At 64.5% G+C, this 18,307-nt stretch carries 21 protein-coding genes; 7 read left to right on the forward strand and 14 right to left on the reverse strand.

What is annotated here, in order from left to right; all coding sequences use genetic code 11:
- Window positions 1-74 precede the first annotated feature (74 nt).
- The 3 genes from FHS28_RS16365 to FHS28_RS16375 form a co-directional block, all read right to left on the reverse strand.
- Complete coding sequence (locus FHS28_RS16365) at window positions 75-512, reverse strand: hypothetical protein (RefSeq protein ID WP_184295049.1); 438 nt, start codon at window positions 510-512, stop codon at window positions 75-77.
- Between the two features lie 40 nt (window positions 513-552).
- Window positions 553-1,071 (reverse strand): HAD family hydrolase, encoded by a 519-nt coding sequence (locus FHS28_RS16370; RefSeq protein WP_088453524.1) that lies wholly within the window; start codon window positions 1,069-1,071, stop codon window positions 553-555.
- 209 nt (window positions 1,072-1,280) lie between these two features.
- Window positions 1,281-1,679, reverse strand: coding sequence for a hypothetical protein (locus FHS28_RS16375; protein ID WP_088453523.1), 399 nt, complete (start codon window positions 1,677-1,679; stop codon window positions 1,281-1,283).
- A 662-nt stretch (window positions 1,680-2,341) separates the two neighbouring features.
- Here FHS28_RS16375 and FHS28_RS16380 point away from each other — a divergent pair.
- The 4 genes from FHS28_RS16380 to FHS28_RS16395 all read left to right on the forward strand — a co-directional run bounded on the left by FHS28_RS16380 (window position 2,342) and on the right by FHS28_RS16395 (window position 5,976).
- Entirely contained in the window at window positions 2,342-2,962 is a 621-nt protein-coding gene (locus tag FHS28_RS16380) for a hypothetical protein (RefSeq protein ID WP_088453522.1), read from the forward strand.
- Window positions 2,959-3,186, forward strand: coding sequence for a tyrosine-type recombinase/integrase (locus FHS28_RS16385; protein WP_088453521.1), 228 nt, complete (start codon window positions 2,959-2,961; stop codon window positions 3,184-3,186). Before FHS28_RS16380 ends, FHS28_RS16385 begins: the two co-directional genes overlap by 4 nt.
- Before the next feature lie 173 nt (window positions 3,187-3,359).
- Complete coding sequence (locus FHS28_RS16390) at window positions 3,360-3,983, forward strand: tyrosine-type recombinase/integrase (protein ID WP_088453520.1); 624 nt, start codon at window positions 3,360-3,362, stop codon at window positions 3,981-3,983.
- Between the two features lie 928 nt (window positions 3,984-4,911).
- Window positions 4,912-5,976 carry an integron integrase gene (locus FHS28_RS16395; protein ID WP_088453519.1) on the forward strand — a complete coding sequence of 355 codons (1,065 nt, stop codon included), beginning with the start codon at window positions 4,912-4,914 and terminating at the stop codon, window positions 5,974-5,976.
- A gap of 706 nt (window positions 5,977-6,682) precedes the next feature.
- Here FHS28_RS16395 and lipA read toward each other — a convergent pair.
- Together lipA and lipB are read right to left on the reverse strand one after the other, a co-directional pair.
- Entirely contained in the window at window positions 6,683-7,684 is a 1,002-nt protein-coding gene (gene lipA / locus FHS28_RS16400; protein ID WP_088453517.1) for a lipoyl synthase, read from the reverse strand.
- A gap of 24 nt (window positions 7,685-7,708) precedes the next feature.
- Window positions 7,709-8,377, reverse strand: a complete 669-nt coding sequence (gene lipB, locus FHS28_RS16405) for a lipoyl(octanoyl) transferase LipB (RefSeq protein ID WP_088453516.1) — start codon at window positions 8,375-8,377, stop codon at window positions 7,709-7,711.
- Window positions 8,378-8,437: 60 nt separating this feature from the next.
- Between lipB and FHS28_RS16410 the strand changes: the two genes are divergently transcribed.
- The gene (locus FHS28_RS16410) at window positions 8,438-9,427 is read left to right on the forward strand and encodes a tetratricopeptide repeat protein (protein WP_088453515.1); all 990 of its coding nucleotides are present in this window, start codon (window positions 8,438-8,440) and stop codon (window positions 9,425-9,427) included.
- 10 nt (window positions 9,428-9,437) lie between these two features.
- On the opposite strand, the gene FHS28_RS16415 is transcribed toward FHS28_RS16410, so the two are convergent.
- From FHS28_RS16415 to FHS28_RS16445, 7 genes are all read right to left on the reverse strand, one after another.
- Window positions 9,438-9,728, reverse strand: coding sequence for a DUF493 family protein (locus tag FHS28_RS16415; protein ID WP_088453514.1), 291 nt, complete (start codon window positions 9,726-9,728; stop codon window positions 9,438-9,440).
- 23 nt (window positions 9,729-9,751) lie between these two features.
- Window positions 9,752-10,633, reverse strand: coding sequence for an aminotransferase class IV (locus FHS28_RS16420; protein ID WP_088453513.1), 882 nt, complete (start codon window positions 10,631-10,633; stop codon window positions 9,752-9,754).
- A gap of 380 nt (window positions 10,634-11,013) precedes the next feature.
- Window positions 11,014-12,174 carry a D-alanyl-D-alanine carboxypeptidase family protein gene (locus FHS28_RS16425; protein ID WP_088453512.1) on the reverse strand — a complete coding sequence of 387 codons (1,161 nt, stop codon included), beginning with the start codon at window positions 12,172-12,174 and terminating at the stop codon, window positions 11,014-11,016.
- Window positions 12,175-12,202: 28 nt separating this feature from the next.
- Window positions 12,203-12,841, reverse strand: a complete 639-nt coding sequence (locus FHS28_RS16430; protein WP_088453511.1) for an alpha/beta hydrolase — start codon at window positions 12,839-12,841, stop codon at window positions 12,203-12,205.
- 13 nt (window positions 12,842-12,854) lie between these two features.
- Window positions 12,855-13,178: a (2Fe-2S) ferredoxin domain-containing protein gene (locus FHS28_RS16435; protein ID WP_088453510.1), complete on the reverse strand. Its 324-nt coding sequence runs from the start codon at window positions 13,176-13,178 to the stop codon at window positions 12,855-12,857.
- Window positions 13,175-14,401 (reverse strand): VanZ family protein, encoded by a 1,227-nt coding sequence (locus FHS28_RS16440; RefSeq protein WP_088453509.1) that lies wholly within the window; start codon window positions 14,399-14,401, stop codon window positions 13,175-13,177. The genes FHS28_RS16435 and FHS28_RS16440 overlap by 4 nt, the downstream gene beginning before the upstream one ends.
- A 10-nt stretch (window positions 14,402-14,411) precedes the next feature.
- Window positions 14,412-14,840 carry a CopD family protein gene (locus FHS28_RS16445; protein ID WP_088453508.1) on the reverse strand — a complete coding sequence of 143 codons (429 nt, stop codon included), beginning with the start codon at window positions 14,838-14,840 and terminating at the stop codon, window positions 14,412-14,414.
- 231 nt (window positions 14,841-15,071) lie between these two features.
- Here FHS28_RS16445 and hemB point away from each other — a divergent pair, with 231 nt between their 5' ends.
- Together hemB and FHS28_RS16455 are read left to right on the forward strand one after the other, a co-directional pair.
- Window positions 15,072-16,076, forward strand: a complete 1,005-nt coding sequence (gene hemB, locus FHS28_RS16450; RefSeq protein WP_088453507.1) for a porphobilinogen synthase — start codon at window positions 15,072-15,074, stop codon at window positions 16,074-16,076.
- 13 nt (window positions 16,077-16,089) lie between these two features.
- Window positions 16,090-17,289: a CorA family divalent cation transporter gene (locus tag FHS28_RS16455; RefSeq protein ID WP_088453506.1), complete on the forward strand. Its 1,200-nt coding sequence runs from the start codon at window positions 16,090-16,092 to the stop codon at window positions 17,287-17,289.
- A gap of 64 nt (window positions 17,290-17,353) precedes the next feature.
- On the opposite strand, the gene FHS28_RS16460 is transcribed toward FHS28_RS16455, so the two are convergent.
- Both FHS28_RS16460 and ybeY read right to left on the reverse strand, forming a co-directional pair.
- Window positions 17,354-17,794: a hypothetical protein gene (locus FHS28_RS16460; RefSeq protein WP_088453505.1), complete on the reverse strand. Its 441-nt coding sequence runs from the start codon at window positions 17,792-17,794 to the stop codon at window positions 17,354-17,356.
- A 17-nt stretch (window positions 17,795-17,811) separates the two neighbouring features.
- Window positions 17,812-18,255, reverse strand: a complete 444-nt coding sequence (gene ybeY / locus FHS28_RS16465) for an rRNA maturation RNase YbeY (RefSeq protein WP_088453504.1) — start codon at window positions 18,253-18,255, stop codon at window positions 17,812-17,814.
- Between the last annotated feature and the right edge of the window lie 52 nt (window positions 18,256-18,307).

The raw sequence follows: 18,307 nt of genomic DNA on the forward strand, positions 1-18,307 counted from the left end.
AAGAAACCGGGCAGGTCACATCCGCCCGCGGAAACCGGCGAAGCCCGCTGTAGCAGGTCGGGTGCAACGAAGGGTTAGGCGGCACTGCTGCGCCGACGGGGCAAGCGAGCCACTAGCCAAACGCCGCCAAGAAGAAACGCCGGATAGACAAGCGCCTCGAACAACGACATCACCATGATGCGGGGCTCGTTTTTGCTTGAATAGTGCATGAGATCACTAATGCGAACAACGACCAAGGGAGCGGCGACAAGAAGGGCAGCCAGCCAGGCCCGACCCGCGTAGAGACGAACGAGCAACCACGACATAACGACTGCCGCGGCAACCGAACCGACAACGGCAGCGCTCATCATCTCGATGTACGGCCGAGGAACGACCCGCGGGAACAAGTACCCGGCGAAGTACAAGGAAGCGTACGCATATACCGTGAAAGCCAGCGCCAAAATCAACAGAAGCGCCATGCTCTTCCAGAGCAGCCTCATGTGCTGTGCCGCCTGACGTTGAAGCTGAGTCACGAGCGGCAACCTGCCAACGCGGGTCGGCTCGAGCGACTGGTTAGAACTCACTTCGTGCCCCTGTTGAGGTGGTGGTGAATGCATGAGCAAGCCTTGCCGGCAGCTCAAGCAGTGCTCTGTCTCCGGGATCTCCGACGAAAGGGACAACTTGAATGTGATCGCGCGGCTGCCGCGCCACCTTGTCCGGTGAATCATCAACCATAAGAATTTGCTCAAGTCGGTAGCCCTGCCCCTGCACTTTCCTCAGGTCTTTCAAGTAGACATAGCTATTCGTCCTGATGTCCACACGCTGCACACAACGCTCGATGGCCCAGGCGAACTTCAACGGCACCCGCTTGCCGAAAACATGCCAGACCACCGCATCGACGTACGGCCTTGAGGCAGATGACCAGACGGCAACGTCAAACTCAGGCCAGATAGCCTCGAGCATGGTTTGCAGATGGGGACGAAGGTAAACAAAGTGGCCGCCAAACTCGAAGTCGGGCGCATGAGCCAGCCTCGCCGCTGCCGCATGGACTAGCGTCTCATCAAGGTCAAAGATCACGAGGCGAGGTTGCATTCCTGAGCCTAAGTTTGGAGCTGAGCCGCGAGCTGCGGCTGGGCACGCAACGCCCAAAATGAGATGAGGGTCTGAAGCCGCCAGCCGTTGCGAGTCGGATCAAGCGACGGGTCGGGTGTCATTTCTTGGCTGCCAGGTCGCATGGCACCATCTGAACTCGCTGCTTCGAGCTGGGCAGCCGGAAAGCAGCCGCTGGTGAGTGTCCACAATCAGCCTGCTTCAGACAATGGTGCAGGCCGCTCGCCGTCCGCGACATCCCCCCCACCGAGAATGTTCGGCACCTCGTAGCCGGCCAAGCGAGCTGCCGCTTGAACATGAGCCGGGACATGCACCAGGAACATTTCAACCGCAGCTTGAAGCTCCGCCGACGTGAACCGCTCCGGGAACATCATGAACGCAACCAGAAACGCGGCGTCGGTCTCCCAGTCAATGAGATGAAATGCGACCTCATCCGCGACCAGCGGCTCCAGTTGTTCCGCAAGCGCGACGCCAAGCGCGTCGTTTGCGTCGCGGGCAGGAACCCCACCCTTGAACAGCGCAGCACGCTCCCCAAAAGCGTCTATGAAAATCTGTGCCACCTTGGCGCGGACTGAGTCGTGGTTGTCCATCTGTGCCCACTTAATGTCGTGGGCATTGGAGCACGGGATTCGGCAGGGTGAAAGTTCCTAGGAGCGAAAGTCGTCCGAGAGCGCGTGTCGGGCGACTGGTTCCAGCAGGAAGCCATCATCGCCGTGCGACCGACGGCAGAGCAGCGGGTTCCGTCATCGGCGGGCAGCTACCGAATTCACGCTGCCTGGCATGAAGCAGCCGGCGGCACACCCACCCGGCTGATGGCTTTGACGACGGGTGTTGAGGGTGCTGCCGTCATCCGGACGAGTTGCCCGCGCCTGTCATCGCTGACTCACGCGGGAATGTCTGCTCCTCATGGGGTTGGAATGGCGCTATCGACCCATTGCGGTCTTAGAGTTCGTTGACACCCGCGCCGCCTGCACCGACCGGCGAGCCCATCCGCATCGAGGTTCACCGCGGTTCGACCACCCTCGCGGTGACGTAGCCGACAGGCACCGCCTATGCGTGCGCTGGGTGTCTCGGCGTTGCTGTGCTGCGAGGAGAACCGCCTGGTAGAGGTTCGTCGGGCGGTCGGATTGGGGTGGCGTGCTGCTCAGGCACTCTTGCGCGAAGGGCATGAGCAGCATCGCAAGGGTGAAAGTCCGAAAATCAACCCGTGCGGCATCTGCGAACATCGCCGAACTATCCCGCTCAGAAGAACATGACAACCTTCCTGATCGACAAGAACAGCGGCCTCTTCCACCACCTCAACGTGTTTCTGATTGCTCTGGAAGGCGTCTTCACGGCGACCAGCTTGGCCGCTGGACAGAGGGTTCAACTGAATCCAGGGGACTTCTCGACCATCGAGGGCTTGGTGTCGAAGATGGACGTGAGGGTTCCGCTCCACGGGCCAATCGCTACGGCCATCCAGGATCGCACTCCAGACGTGATTGAGATCACGGTGTTGCCAACTCCGCCCTCGCCGCCTCGGTTTCGTTTCAACACGAGAGGACTTGTTCGGACCCTCACGATACTGGTTCAGCCGTTCTACGCCAACTACTTTGAACAGCATGTGCCGGAGATTCGAGCTCGCTATGGACGGGACGACAAGGGATGGCCGCCGGTTTGGCAAGCAGCCTGGGCGGTACGCAATGCCATCTCGCACAACGGCAGGGTCTGGTTTAAGTCGCCCGACCATCCGGCCGTCACATGGCGGAGCCTGACTCTTGCGCCTGCCCACAACGGAACCGAGCTCTCGTCGCTCATGAGTCTCGGCGACCTGCTGGTGCTGCTTCTCGATATGGAGGCCGAGCGGACAGGCAAGGCCGTGCCTAACAAATGAGGACGGGCCCGCAGGCCCGCCCAGTTCGGTGCACCAGTTCTCAGCCGAGCGCCGGGCAGAAAGGGGCCCACCTGCTACAAGCGGGCTATGACATCCGGACCGTGCAGGAGCTTCTGGGTCACGCCGATGTGGCCACCACGATGAGTTGCAACCACGTGCTCAAGGTCATCGGCGGAGGGGTTCGCCGCACGATGGATTCGCAAGCGGGTCTAACGAACGGATGACCACCGTCCGGCTGGACTGGCGCAGACTGGTCGTTGGCGGCTGTCGGCTTGTGGCCGACAGCGTGAGGCCATCGAGGTGCCGGAAAGCCGACACTCGTACTGCGAGCAGGGCCTGCAAGGTCAGTGCAGCACCGGCGCATGCTGATGGATCCTCAACTCGATGGGAGACCATCATGGGATCAGCAGCCAACACCCCGTCGCGCGAGCCTTGGAACAAGGGCAAGATCGTTGGCCAGAAGGCACCATTCAAGGTCAAGGACATCTGGGCACTTCGCGTCCGGCTTCAGATGGACAACCGCGTGCGCGAGCTGGCGTTGTTCAACCTCGGCATCGACAGCAAGCTTCGGGGCTGCGACCTCGTCGCGCTCAAGGTACGAGATGTCTGCCACGGTGACACCGTCGCTAGTCGGGCGGTGGTGATGCAGCACAAGACGCAGCGTCCCGTTCAGTTCGAGATCACGCCCGTGACCCGCGATGCCGTGCAGCGCTGGATCAAGCAAGCCGGGCTGAGATCCGAGGACTTCCTGTTCCCGAGTCGCATGCACGCCTCGCCGCATCTGGGCACGCGGCAATACGCCCGAATCCTGGAAGGCTGGGTTGAAGAACTCGGGCTTGATCCTGCCGACTACGGGACGCATTCGATGCGGAGGACCAAGGCGACGCTGATCTATCGGCGGACCAAGAACTTGCGAGCCGTTCAGCTGCTGCTTGGGCACTCCAAGCTGGAGTCGACGGTCCGGTATTTTGGCATCGAAGTGGACGACGCCCTCGAGATTTCGGAGCAGACCGAAATCTGAGAAGCCACCCGGAGGCCGCCGTTTGCCAGAGGCTGGTCGGTTGGCCGCAACGGCTGCTTCCGGGTTCCAGGGCAGGTCGAGCCTCCCGGCCAGCTCCCTGTTAGACGCAGCGCCGCGAATGGCAGCGTTGTGCCCGAAGCGGACATCGGCGCAGGCCTACCAAGCGTCCGGAAAGCTGCTGCTCAACCGGCGAAGTTCAGCGGGCGGAGGGGCCGTCCGCTGCAATGATCGGTTGGGTATCAATTTACGTCGTACTGACATTGGTCGGGCTCCGGCGTAGCTGTGAAACAACCCGCAGGTCGCGTGGGCATGAGGAGCGACTCGCCGCGCGGACACACGTCCGGATTTCCTCGCACGAGTGACCGATTCTTATACCGGCATTGCAAGACGTCCTTCATGTCCTCATCGGCTGACCACATGCGTACGGGTTCTCCGCTCTTTATTTCGATTAGCCAAGCAAGCCGAACCTCACCATCGCGGCTCATCGCAAACACCGCTTGGCACCCAGAGTAATGCCCGCCAATGTCGCCTGTTCTTGGAAAGACCTTCAGCACGAATCCGTGGCCGCCTTCCTCGCCCGCCGAAGCTGGTGGCAGTGCAGCGCTGCAATTCGTGCCAACAGGACGTGGTGCCGCCGCGCCGACGTGACCCGACGCAAGAAGGGCACAAAGCACACCCAACGTGGATTTCACTTTGATCCTCAACTACTAGTTTATCCAGCACGCCGTGCCGGTTAACTCCGAGCGCTGCTGCTTAACCAAGCGCGCGGAGGGCTTGGAAGTTGTTGTTGTCATTGAAAAATCTCCCGTTGACTGTTTATTTATACAGCATTAAATTCGTGCGCAAACCGGCACCCACGTCCGGGACTCTGCCAGCCGTGTGACGCCGAGGCAATCGTGGGTTTTCACCCCACCGAGCGAGGCCCGCCATGTCGAGTGCAGTCGTTGACCTGAGCCAGCGCCGAGGCGAATTGCGGCCGCCGCCAACGGGCGGACTGCCTCCGCTGCGTGCGGTGCGTGCGGTGCGCCTCCTTGACCAGCTGCGCGAGCGCATCCGCTACCTGCACTACAGCCGCAGCACAGAGGACATCTACGTCTACTGGTGCCGGGCGTTCATCCGGTTCCATGGGTTGCGGCATCCGCGCGAGATGGGCGGTACCGAGGTTGAGGCGTTCCTGACCTGGTTGGCGGACGAGCGGCAAGTGGCCAGCGCGACGCACAAGCAGGCCTTGTCGGCACTGCTGTTTCTGTACACGAAGGTGCTGGAACTCAACCTGCCGTGGATCAATCAGATCGAACGCCCACGCGTGCGCCGGAGGCTGCCCGTCGTCCTGAGTCGCGAAGAGGTGTCGGCGGTGCTGGGCGGCATGGTCGGCGAGTTGGGCTTGTTGGCGCGACTCCTCTACGGGACGGGAATGCGCATCAATGAAGCCTTGCAGCTGCAAGTCAAGGATGTGGACTTCGCCCATCAGGCGGTGGTCGTGCGCGCGGGCGAGGGCGGCAAGGATCGCGTCCTGATGCTGCCCCAGGCCCTGGCGCAGCCGCTGCGAGAGCAACTCGCAAGCTCTCGAAGAGTCTGGGCGCAGGAAGTGGCTGCGGGGACGGCAGGCGTCGAGATGCCACACGCCCTGGAGCGCAAGTACCCGCGAGCCGGCGCGTCGTGGGCATGGGTCTGGGTGTTTCCTCAAGACCACCACTCGACCGACCCGCGCAGCGGCGTTGTACATCGGCATCATCTGTACGACCAGACCTTCCAGCGCGCCTTCAAACGCGCCGTCCGGGCCGCGCAGATCGACAGACCTGCCACGCCTCACACGTTGCGTCACTGTTTCGCGACCCACCTCCTGCAAGCGGGCAGCGATATTCGGACCGTGCAGGACTTGCTCGGCCACGCCGACGTAGCGACGACCATGATTTACACCCATGTGCTCAAGGTTGGCGGCGGCGCAGTGCGAAGTCCGCTGGACACACTGCCAGTCACCGGGGAGCTCTGAAGCGGACACTGGTGAGCTACCGCTTCGGGCACTTAGCTGCCGGCCGGGACGGAGGGGCTGCGAAGGCAACAGGTCGCGTTGGGCGCGAGCCGGTCGGCGGCGGCAGTCATTCGGTGGCCCCCTAGCTCGCCGACCCTGATCGGGGCGGCAGGAATCGGAGATGAAGCAGTCGGTCGAGGCTGCCGGCGCTGGATGACCGGTATTCGTCGTCGCCGCCGTTCAGGCCTTCGGCGGCGAACGTCTCAGATCACCCTCAAGCGGACGTTGCCGGTGCGAGGCCTCAATACGCTGCGGCGGTCATTGAATATCCTGGCTACATGAAAGCCGTCTGCCCTCAATGCCATGGAGCGCTTCAGTTCAGCGATGCTTGAGGTCTCTTTGAGGCGCGCTGCTCAGCGCATGCGAAACGTGCTCATCGAAGCGCGGGACCTCCCGTTCAGCCAGGTCGCAGCCCAGCTATCCTCGGACGACGGCCTTCTGATCGGGACTCTGGCCGTCTATCGAATGTCTGAGGTCGAGGCCCGGTTGAATGCGGCAGGCGTCCGACCAGAGCGCGTTCCGCACGAGGACGACAGTCGCTGACAGCTGGAAGCGGCCACCGGCCATGGGGGGCTTCGCAGGCAGTGGACTGTCGGCCACCCTTGGTGGCAGGAGCGACAGCGCCTGCGGGGCACTCAATCCTGAGCGCCCTTGGCGGGCACGAGCGTCAGCGAGTGGTGGGATCGATCTTTTCCAGGGCTGCGTGAGCCTGCTGATCCGCGTGGTAGCTGCTTCGCACCATCGCGCCCACGGCGGCGTGGGTGAAGCCCATCTTGTAGGCCTCTTCCTCGAACATCTTGAAGGTGTCCGGGTGCACGTAGCGACGCACCGGCAGATGGTGACCCGACGGCGCCAGATATTGGCCGATGGTCAGCATGTCGATGTTGTGCTCGCGCATGTCGCGCATCACCTGCAGGATCTCTTCGTCCGTCTCGCCCAGACCCACCATGATGCCGCTCTTGGTCGGCACGTTCGGCACTTCTTCCTTGAAGCGCTTGAGCAGGTTCAGGCTGAACTGGTAGTCCGATCCCGGACGCGCTTCCTTGTACAGGCGCGGCGCCGTCTCCAGGTTGTGATTCATCACGTCCGGCGGTGCGGCGCGCAGGATGTCCAGCGCACGGTCCATACGGCCGCGGAAGTCCGGCACCAGCACTTCAATCTGCGTCTTCGGGCTCAGCGCACGCACCTGACGGATGCACTCGGCAAAGTGCCCGGCACCGCCGTCCCGCAGGTCGTCGCGGTCCACGCTGGTGATCACCACGTAGTTCAACTTCAACGCGGCGATCGTCTTGGCCAGGTTCATCGGCTCGTCGACGTCCAGCGGATCGGGGCGGCCGTGGCCCACGTCGCAGAACGGGCAGCGACGGGTGCACTTGTCACCCATGATCATGAAGGTGGCCGTGCCCTTGCCGAAGCACTCCCCGATGTTCGGGCAGGACGCTTCCTCACAGACCGTGTGCAGCTTGTGCTCGCGCAGGATCTGCTTGATCTCGTAGAAGCGGGTGGTCGGCGAGCCCGCCTTCACCCGGATCCAGTCCGGCTTCTTCAGGATCTCGGCCGGCACGATCTTGATTGGGATCCGCGCCGTCTTGGCCTGGGCCTTCTGTTTGGCGGTCGCGTCGTAATCGGCCGCGCTTTTTGCTTCGTGCGTGATGTTCTCGGTTGCCATGGCAGGCGATGCTCCGTCGGAAGCTCAGGGGCTCAGCTGCGCTTCCAGGCGCTCGCCGAACCGCCGGGCCACCGTGGCCCAGTCCGTGAAAACCCCCAGTGTACCGAGGTCCACCGTCGCCAGTCCGGCATACCCGCAGGGGTTGATGCCGTAGAAGGGCTTCAGGTCCATCGCCACATTGAGGGCAACCCCGTGATACGTGCAGTGCCGGCTCACCTTGATCCCCAGCGCAGCGACCTTTCCGAGCCCCTTGAACGGGTCGGTCGGATCCGGCGGCATGGACAGTGCGCCATGCGCCCCCGGATCGTCCAGACGCACATAAATGCCGGGGGCGCCCGCCACGCGATGGCCGGTGATGCCCACCGATTCGAGTGTCTGGATGACCGCGGTTTCCAGCCGGAACACATATTCCTTGACGTAGATGCCCAGGCGCTTGAGGTCCACCAGCGGATAGGCGACCACCTGGCCGGGTCCGTGATAGGTCACCTGCCCGCCGCGATTGGTCTGGATGACCGGGATGCCGGCAGGCGCCAGCACATGATCCGCCTGCCCGGCCAGACCCTGGGTGTAGACCGGGTCGAACTCGCAGAGCCAAAGTTCATCGGGAGTGTCGGGGGTGCGGGCGTCGGTGAAGGCGCGCATCGCCTCCAGCGTGGCCGCATAGTCGACGCGGCCCAGGGTCTTGATCAACATGTCGGCATGCTAGCGGTGAACTGCATAGGATGAGGCCAGTCGGGACTTTGGGGATGCAGCATGACGGTCAGATTCTCACGCGACGGGGGCGGTTGGCGCGCCGCCTGGCATGGCCGGGTCACCCGGGCCGCAGCGATGGCCGGGATTGCAGTGATGGCCGCCACAGGAGCGACGACCACGGCGACGGCGGCGCCGAAGGACGGGCCGAACGGGCCATCTCCCTCGACCGCGTCCGCACGGTCATCCAGCGGCAGCTCCACATCTTCGGCTGTCGCGGCAACGGACGTCGTGGTGGGCATTGCCGACGCGGCGTCTGCCACCACCCAGGCCGACGACCGGCCGGTCCCCCCTGCGTCCGCTTCGGCTGCCTCAATCCCCTCTGCCGCCTCTGCCGCTGAGGCAGCGTCAGCGCCAACTCCGGGCGCCAGTGCGGCCGCGCGGGCCAGCAAGGGCACCAGCGCCATCACCCTGGAGACTGCTTTGGCCGCCTATGAGCAGCGCCGCTGGCGGCAGGCGGAGCGGCAGTTCGGTGAACTCGCGGCTCGCGGTGAAGCGCTGGGCGACTACAACCTCGCCATGATGCATTTGCGCCGGGAGGCCGCGCGGCCGGATCTGGCGCTGGCGCAGCAACTGCTCAAGCGTGCCGCGTCGCGCGGACTGGTGCGGGCCGAGCTGTCGCTGGGCCAGTTCTACGAAGAAGGGGTGCTGGGCCGCAAGGACCTGGTCCAGGCCCATACCTGGTATCTCAAGGCGGCGGAACACGGCAGCGTGGATGCCCAAGTCGCCGTGGGCACCGCTTTTTATCTGGGCAGGGGCGCCCCGCCCGACATGGCCCAGGCCGCCCGCTGGTATCGCGAGGCAGCCAATGGCGGCGATGTGGGTGCCCAGTACCTCATTGCCTCGATGTATGAGACGGGCCTGGGCGTCGGCAAGGACTTGCGGCTGGCCAGCTACTGGTACGCGGCGGCAGCCAGCAACGGCGACGTCGCCGCCAAGGCCAAGGTGAAGGCGCTGGCGGAGACGATGTCTTCTGAAGCGGCGGCCATCTGAGGCGCCACGATCAGAACACCACCTTCACCATCGGATGGGTGGTGAGGGTGCGATAGAGCTCATCCAGCTGTTCGCGGCTGGTGGCGGTCACCGTGATGGTGATGCCCAGGTAATTGCCGCCCTTGCTCGGACGGTGCTCGACCTTCGACTCGTCAAACGTGGGGTCGAACTGGCGCGCAATCGACACGATCGCCTCGGGGAAGCCTTCCACGTGGGCGCCCATCACCTTGATGGGGAACTGGGACGGGTACTCGATCAGGGACTGCTCGGGCGGAATCGGGGAATTGAATGCGCTAGTCATGGTGACATCCTACTTGGGGTCGATCACATGCTCTGCAAGAGCTTGGCCCGCTGGTAGGCCTCGTACAGCCGCGCGTAGACCGGTCCGGGGCGACCGCGCAGGGCGCCATGGCCCACGGGTTCATGGTCCAGCCGGGTGACGGCCACCACTTCCTTGGTGGCCGAACTCAGCAGAATCTCGTCGGCCGTCGGCAGTTCCGATTCCGCGATCGGGCACAGGTTGTAGGCCAGGCCCAGCTCCTCGCACAGCTCCGCCAGCAGCCCCACCCGCACGCCTTCCAGCAACAGTTCGCCGGGTGGCGGCCCCAGCAGCGCGCCGTCGCGCACGATCCACACATTGCTGGCCGAAGCTTCGGTCAGATAGCCGTCGCGCACCAGCAGCGTCTCGTCCGCGCCCTGGTCGGCGGACATCTGCCGCGCCAGTACATTGCCCAGCAGCGAGGTGCTCTTGATATCTCCGCGCTGCCAGCGGAAGTCGCGCGCCGTGACCACCGCAAGGCCTTGATGCCGCTGTTCCGGCGTCAGCGCCCGCTGCGGGCTTGCATACACCAGCACCGTCGGCTCCAGATCCTTCGGCATCACATGGTCACGCGGCGCCACGCCGCGGGTCACCTGCAGATAGATCCACTGATCCTCGTGGTCCGGCAGATGGGAGATCAGGCTGCGAAACAGGTCCAGCCACGCTTCGCGCTCGTAGGGGTCTTCGATGCGTAGGGCTTTGAGGCTGCGGCCGAGGCGGTCCAGGTGGTCGTGCACCCGGAACATTCGCTTTCCATAGACGGGGATGAGTTCGTAGACGCCGTCCCCGAACATGAATCCGCGATCCATCACAGGCACACGGGCCTCACCCAACAGGCCGAGGTGGCCATTGAGGTAGCAGGGCAGCTCGTTCCAGGGCATGGTCATCAGCGGTTCTCCCGTGCAGCGCTCCCATTATCAACATCTGAAGGCCGAGCGGCGGTGCTGCTGATCAACGGTCGCAGCGACCTGCACCACCCCTGCCCCCCACCCCAATCGTCAAACACCTCGATTCGAGGACGGCAGTGGGCCGGGGCTGTTGACGGAAGTAAAGAAGGGAATGGCCGGCGGAGCCGGACAGGAATGACATGAAGTCAACAGCCCCGGCCCGCTGGCGTCCGGAGCGCAAGGCACGATGGGCTGCCGTCAGAAGCGCGAAATCCGCTGCAGTCCCGAGCGCGGGGCACAAGAACAAGCTGCCAGAAAGCAGAAACGCCACCCGAGGGCGGCGTTTCTGTCTGTCGTTCACCGAGAACGCAATCCGGCGATCACTTGATCCACAACCGGATCGCATCCCAGGCGCGGCCGAAGATGCCGGCCAGCGGCACTTCCTGCTGCACCACCAGCGGCACCTCGGTCACCGTCGCGCCGGCGGCGGTGGTCACCTTCAAGGTTCCCACACGCTGACCCGCCGCCAATGGCGCCACCAGCGGATCCGTCCGCTGCACTTCGGTCTTCAGCTTGCTGCCCTCGCCGCGCGGCACTGCCACAAACACCGGTCCTGCGGCGCCGAGCTTCGCTTCCGCGCTGGTGCCCTTCCACACCTGCGCCGTCGTGATCGCCTGGTTCGCATCAAACAGCCGCACCGCATCGAAGGCAGCGTAGCCCCAGTTCAGCAGCTTCTGGCTTTCCGTCGCACGCGCTTCCTTCGATGCCGTGCCCATCACCACGCTCAGCAGCCGGCGCTTGCCATTGGGCACGTCCCGCTGCGCACTCGCTGCCAGGCAATAGCCCGCTGCGTCAGTGAAGCCCGTCTTGCCACCATCCACCGTCGGATCGCGCGTCAGCAGCAGATTCCGGTTGTACTGGCGGATCTTGTTGAAGGTGTATTCCTTCTTCGAGTAGTAGTCCGCGTAGTACTGCGGGAAGTCCTGGATCACATGCGCGAACACCACGGCAATATCCCGCGCACTCGTCTTGTGGCCCGGCTCGGTGATGCCCGTCACGTTCTTGAAGCTGGTGTTCTTCAACCCCCAGGCCTGCGCCTGACGGTTCATCAGCGCCACGAACTGGTCCACCGAACCCGCCACGCCTTCGGCCAGCGCCACCGACGCATCATTGCCGGACTGGATGATCATGCCGCGCAGCAGCTCGTCCACCTTCGGCGTCATCGTCGTGTCGATGAACATCAGCGACGGATCGCCCTTGCGCTCATCCCAGGCCCGCTTCGAAATCGGCAGCGTCTGGTCCAGCGTCAGCCGCTTGGCCTTCAGGGCGTCGAACACCACATACGCCGTCATCAGCTTGGTCAGCGAGGCGGGATCCTGCGGCACATCCGCTTCGCGCTCGGCGAGCGTCTGATGCGTCGTCAGGTCCATCAGCACATAGTTGCGTGCCGCGATCTCGGGCGGCTGCACCTGCGCCTGCACGGCCACCGCGGTCAGCAGTCCGGTGGCCAGCGCCATCAAGGGAGCAAGGAATCGTTTCATGCGGGAGAGGTCCTCAGGTGGGGCGCAATCAGGCGGGTTGGGTCCCGGCGGGATGCCAGCTGCGCAGCACCAAATTCTTGAGCAGCGGCAACTGCCCATGGAAGAAATGCCCGACGCCGGGCACCACGATCACCGGCAACGCCTGCGGGCGCGCCCAGTCCAGCACCGCGGTCAGCGGCACCACATCGTCTTGTTCACCGTGGATGACCACGGTCGTGGCGGGCACCGTGGCCACGCCGAAGCGGCTCGCGGCCGGGCCCACCAGCAGCAGTCGCTCGGCCGGGTCGTCCAGCCGCAGCGCCGCCTGGGACGCTACAAAACCACCGAACGAAAAACCGGCCAAGGCCAGCGGCAGACCGGCTTTGCGGAAGGCAGCCACCACGGCCAGCGCATCGTCCACTTCGCCGCGGCCTTCGTCCCAGCCGCCCTGCGACTGCCCGATGCCTCGGAAATTGAAGCGCACTGTGCGGTAGCCCATGTGCAGGAAACCGCGGGCCACCGTCTGGACCACCTTGTTGTCCATCGTGCCGCCTTGCGTCGGATTCGGATGGCAGATCACCACCACGCCGCGCAAGGACTGGCCATCCGCCAGGGTCGGTTCATCGATGGCGCATTCGATCTCGCCGGCCGGCCCGGCGATCTGCCGGCGCTGGGTCTGAGCATTCATGCAGCGCCTCCGTTCAGCGTCCGACGTTGTCCGGCAGCACCAGACGGTCCACCACTTCGCCCTGCTTCAGATGGCGCTCGACGATTTCGTCGATGTCGCTGCGGTCCACAAAGGTGTACCAGACGGCATCGGGATAGACCACCGCCACCGGGCCGCCGGCGCAGCGGTCCAGGCAGCCGGCCTTGTTGACCCGTACCCCGCCTTTGCCGGCCAGTCCCTCGGACTTCACCCGCTTCTTGCAGTGATCAAACGCTTCCTGAGCCCCATGCTGAGCGCAGGCGTTTTCGCCGTCGCGCTGGTTCAGGCAGAAGAAGATGTGACGCTGGTAATAGCTCATGGCGCCATTGTAGGGTCGGGGTTTTCACCAGCACGAGAGGTGTGCGATATGTCACGCGGATCACGCCCCGGCGCGTCCCCTGCAGGGGTGTCCAGACGCGACCGAAGGGGGGACGGCGACGAGTCGCTCTGACTCTGGGTCACCCCATACAGCAACCAGGCCAGCGCGGTGAACGGCCACAGCCAGCCGACCCACTGCGCCAGGCCGTACAGGTTCACAAACCGGCCCTGCTCCCAGGCTTGCAGGCTCTCCGCCAGATAGGGGTCGGCGGGCGCCTCGGACATCAGCGCGATCAGCGCCGTCAGCACCACCAGCCCCCAGGCGGCATTGGCCCGGCGGGACATCAGCGCCGCCAGCAGGGCGAGCACCCCGCCGATCAGCAGACCGGGCCAGGTGGTGACGGTGAACCACGCCCAGGCGTGGTCCGGTCCAAAGTTCAACACGGTTGAGAACGCGGTGGTGGCCAGCCCGAGAACACCCGCGCCCACCACCAGCAGCATCCGGCGCAACCAGCCGGCCCGCGCCACCGACAGCGCCAGCAGGCACGGCGCCAGCAGGCCCATGGCGATGGCAATGGCTTCCAGGCCGGGGGGCAGGGGCAGGTCCATCACCGATTCGTCGGGCAACAGTTCCCACGGTGTGCCGGCCAGCACCTGCTCTGCCAGCTCCCGCAGCCGCGGGAACAGCTGGCCGAGCCCCAGCGGTACCGGTGCGGGATACAGCAGGCCCACCGGCCACACCGCCAGCAGCGCGAGCGCGCCCGCACTGTGGGGCACGAACCAGCGCTCCCGCCAGCCGGTCCAGCGCTGCAGGCCGCCGAAGCGGTGCAGGCCCCAGGCGATGAGTCCGCCCAGCCAGGCACCGGCACTGTTCAGGAGGAAGTCCGCCAGCGACGGGACGCGCCCGGGCAGGAAGTACTGCAGGGTCTCCATGCCGAAGGACAGCAGCGGCAACCCGACCCCCACCAGCAGCAAGCCGCCGCCCGCGCCCTTGCCACTGCGCAGCACGGCGGAGAAGCAAAGAAAACCGAGCGGCGCATAACCCACCACATTGGTCCACAGATCGAACCGGCTCCAGTACCGCGGCCAGGGCAGGCCGATCACCCCCGGCCAGGGCAGGCTCGGCGGCAACCGCCAGGGCCAGAACGGATAAAGGCTGGCATACACCACCAGCACCAGGTAGCCCAGGGCCAGCCAGGTGGCGGAACTGCGCCTGTGGTCCATCCCGGTCAGATCAGAAGGGTTTGACGACCACGAGAATCACGATGGCTGCGAACAGCAGCACCGACATCTCGTTGAACACCCGGTAGAAGCGATGGCTGCGCTGATTGGCCAACAGTTCGAAGCGGCGCAGCATGGCGCGGCAGACATGGTGATAACCAATGGCGCCGACCACCAGGGCCAGCTTGGCATGCATCCAGCCATTGCCCGGTCCACGGCCGATGCCGTAGTAGAGCCAGAGCGTGGCGCCGAAGACCAGGGCGAGCACCATCAACCCGCTGCTGAAGCGGTAGAGCTTGCGGCCCATGAGCAACAGGCGTTCGCGCTCCGGATGGCTGTCCGCCGGAACCATCGCCAGGTTGACGAAAATCCGGGGAAGATAGAACAGGCCGGCAAACCAGGCGGCCACGAAGATGATGTGCAGCGCTTTGATCCAGAGCATGCGTGCATTATCAACGCGGCGAAAAAAAACCCCGGCTTCACAGCCGGGGTTGGAAAGCCTTATCGCTGTCATCACGCTAAGGCTCCTGCTCAGGGAGGAAAAGCAGGGAATGACAACCGAGCGGCTATCATTCAGGAACGACTTTAACAGATCTGTCGAATTTCCGTCGCTACGTCTTTCTACGTAAGGCCCCTCATACCGGTGGAATTTCTCGCAAATTTCACATCAAACATGCAATTGCCAGCCCCCTACCCCGCCAGTCGCCCCCGCCGTTTGCGTCGGGATGCCTTCACCCGCGCGCTTGTTCGCGAGCATCGTCTGCATGCCAGCGACTTCATCTATCCGGTGTTCGTCCATGAGGGCGAGAAGCGGGTGGAGCCGATCAGTTCCATGCCCGGCGTCTCGCGCCTGAGCCTGGACATGCTGCTGCCGGTGGCCGAAGAGTGCGTTGCGCTCGGCATTCCGGTGATGGCGCTGTTCCCGGCGATCGACCCGCAGTTCAAGACGCCGGACGGCGTCGAGGCCACCAATCCGGAGGGCCTGATCCCCCGCGTGGTGCGGGCACTGAAGCAGCACTTCCCCGACCTGGGGGTGCTGACCGATGTGGCGCTGGACCCCTACACCAGCCATGGACAGGACGGTGTGCTGGATGAACACGGCTACATCCTGAACGACCGCACGGTGGACCTGCTGACGCAGCAGGCGCTGGTCCAGGCCCAGGCGGGCGTGGATATCGTGGCGCCCAGCGACATGATGGACGGCCGCATCGGCGCCATCCGCAATGCGCTGGAAGGCGACCTGCACATCCACACGCGGATCATGGCGTACAGCGCCAAGTACGCCAGCGCCTTCTACGGTCCGTTCCGAGACGCCGTCGGCTCTCGGACCAACCTGGGCAAGGCGGACAAGAAGACCTACCAGATGGACCCCGGCAACAGCGATGAAGCGCTGCGCGAAGTGGGCCTGGATCTTGCCGAAGGCGCCGACATGGTGATGGTCAAGCCCGGCATGCCGTATCTGGACATCGTCCGCCGCGTGAAGGAAGAGTTCCGGGTGCCGACCTTCGCCTATCAGGTCAGTGGTGAGTACGCCATGCTCAAGGCTGCGGCTGCCAATGGCTGGCTGGAGCATGATGCGGTGATGCTGGAATCGCTGCTGGCCTTCAAGCGGGCCGGGGCCGACGGCATCCTGACCTACTTCGCCATGGACGCCGCCCGCCTGATCCGGGAAGCCTGAACACCGCCTGCGCATGCGCATCTTCCATCTCAGCGACAACATCTACGAAGAGCTGTCCGAGCTGCCGTTCGACCTGCCAGAGCAGGGCTTCCTGTGGCTGGGCATGCCTCGGCGGGAGTTCGAGCTGCAGCTGCCGACGATGCAGCAGCGCCTGCAGCACTGGACCGGCGCCCAACTGCTGGACCTGCATGTCTCGGACCTGCTGAACCAGCAGTTGCCTTCGCACTTTGACTACACCAGCTGGTATGACCTGATGGTGTTCCGCCGTCTGGCGGCGCTGCCTGGGGCCTTGCCGGGCGGCGGGGCCAATGGTGGCAGTGGGATGAGCGGCGGCGCGGGTAGCCTCGGCACCGGCACTGGCGCGAGCAGCAGCAACGGCATGGCCAATGCAGCCGGTTCCGCCACGGTGGTGGAAGAGGCGCCGCGCACGGTGGCGTCGGCCGATCAGGCGTTCAAGTCGATCGACACGAGCCCGGTGGGCTTTGCGGTCTTCGACCGGGTGCTGATCACTGTCCACCCCGGCGAATGCTCGCTGCGCGATTACTTCGCATCGAAGCTGGGGCACCAGCAGGAAGGCCGCGACCTGCGCGGCAGCACCCGTCTGCCGACCAGCCCCGCGGAACTGATGCTGCGCATGGTCAACCACATGGTGGACAGCTACCTGGACCTGCGCCGGCTGCTGACCCGGGACCTGACCACGCTGCAGCAACTGCTGCTGGACCGCCGCAGCCACTTCAGGGACTGGAATGTGGTGCTGGTGGCGCGGGACACGCTCTCTCGGCTGGAAGACATCTGCGAGGACCAGCGCAGCGCGGTGCAGGAATGGATTGATGCGCTGGGCGAGTGGCCGATGGGCAGCCTGCAGGAAGAGCGCGAACGGGAGCTGCTGCGGGTGCGGTCGCGGGATGTGCTGGAGCACGTCGAGCGGGTGCTGACCCACGTGCGGCGGCTGGAGACGTCGGCGGAGACGTCGGTGCAAATGCACTTCTCGCTGACGGGCGAGCGCACCAACAACATCATGCGGACGCTGACGGTGCTGACCGCCATCTTCCTGCCGCTAAACCTGATCACCGGCGTGTTCGGGATGAACTTCGACAACCTGCCACTGATTCACCAGGCCACTGGCTTCTGGGTGGCGGTATCGCTGATGGGCGCGCTGGCGATCGGGCTGGGGGCGTTCTTTTGGCGGAAGCGGTACTTGGGGACGAGTTGAGGCCCGCTGTGGATCCGGCGCTGGCCTCAGCCGGCCCAGGGCCGGGAATGACCCCGCCTGAGGCTCAGACCTTGGCGAGGAACGCTGCCGCATCCCCCGCGTCACACGGCCAATCCGCAAAGACCGCGACCAGATTGCATTCCACGCAGCGGCACCCGATGTAATACCAGCGCACGTCATGCGTCCCTGGCGTGACCGAGACTCCGGACATCAGCTCAAACACCTCGTTTTCGCAGACGCACTCATGCGTTTCCGGGGCGGCATCGTCCAGGTGGTCTGCACTGTCGCCCATCAGGTGTTCCTGGCCGCAGTCGGTACAGGTGCGGATGGCCACGCCGGCGTCTTCATCACTTTGAAGCGCAAAGGTCCGGCATCCGCAATCGCATTTGGACGCGGCAAACCGCGAAGCCTCATGCTCGTTCGCCACGCTGTAGCTGCGCAGTTCAGCCTGGGTGTCCCCGGACGTGGTCCCGTACCAGAACTCACCCTTCTTCGTCAGTGCCATGGTCCTTCGACTTTCTTCTACTTCTTGTAGGGATCGGCAAAGCCCAGGGCCAGCATGATCTCGGTCTCGCGGGCCTCCATGCACTCGGCTTCGTCATCCTCTTCGTGGTCGTAGCCTTGCGCATGCAGCGTGCCGTGCACCAGCATGTGGGCGTAGTGGGCCGTCAGGTCCAGGCCCATCTCCTTGGCCTCGCGTTCCACCACCTCGGCGCAGATCACGAGGTCAGCCGCCACCACCGGCTCATGGGTGTAGTCGAAGGTCAGCACGTTGGTGGCGTAATCCTTCTGCCGGTATTCGTGGTTGAGGCTGCGGCCTTCGTCGGCATCCACGATGCGCACCGTCATCTCGCCCGGCAACTCCAGCGCCGCTCGCATCCAACGCATCACCTTGTGCCGAGGCAGCAAAGCCTTGTGGCGTGGATCCGCGAACTGCAAGGACAAACTCAGATCCGGCTGGCTCATCGCGAACCTCCCTTCGTGCGCGCACGGGCGGACGAAGCGGACTTGGCAGCGG

The sequence above is a fragment of the Roseateles terrae genome, assembly GCF_014192155.1.
Lineage (GTDB): Bacteria > Pseudomonadota > Gammaproteobacteria > Burkholderiales > Burkholderiaceae_C > Roseateles > Roseateles terrae.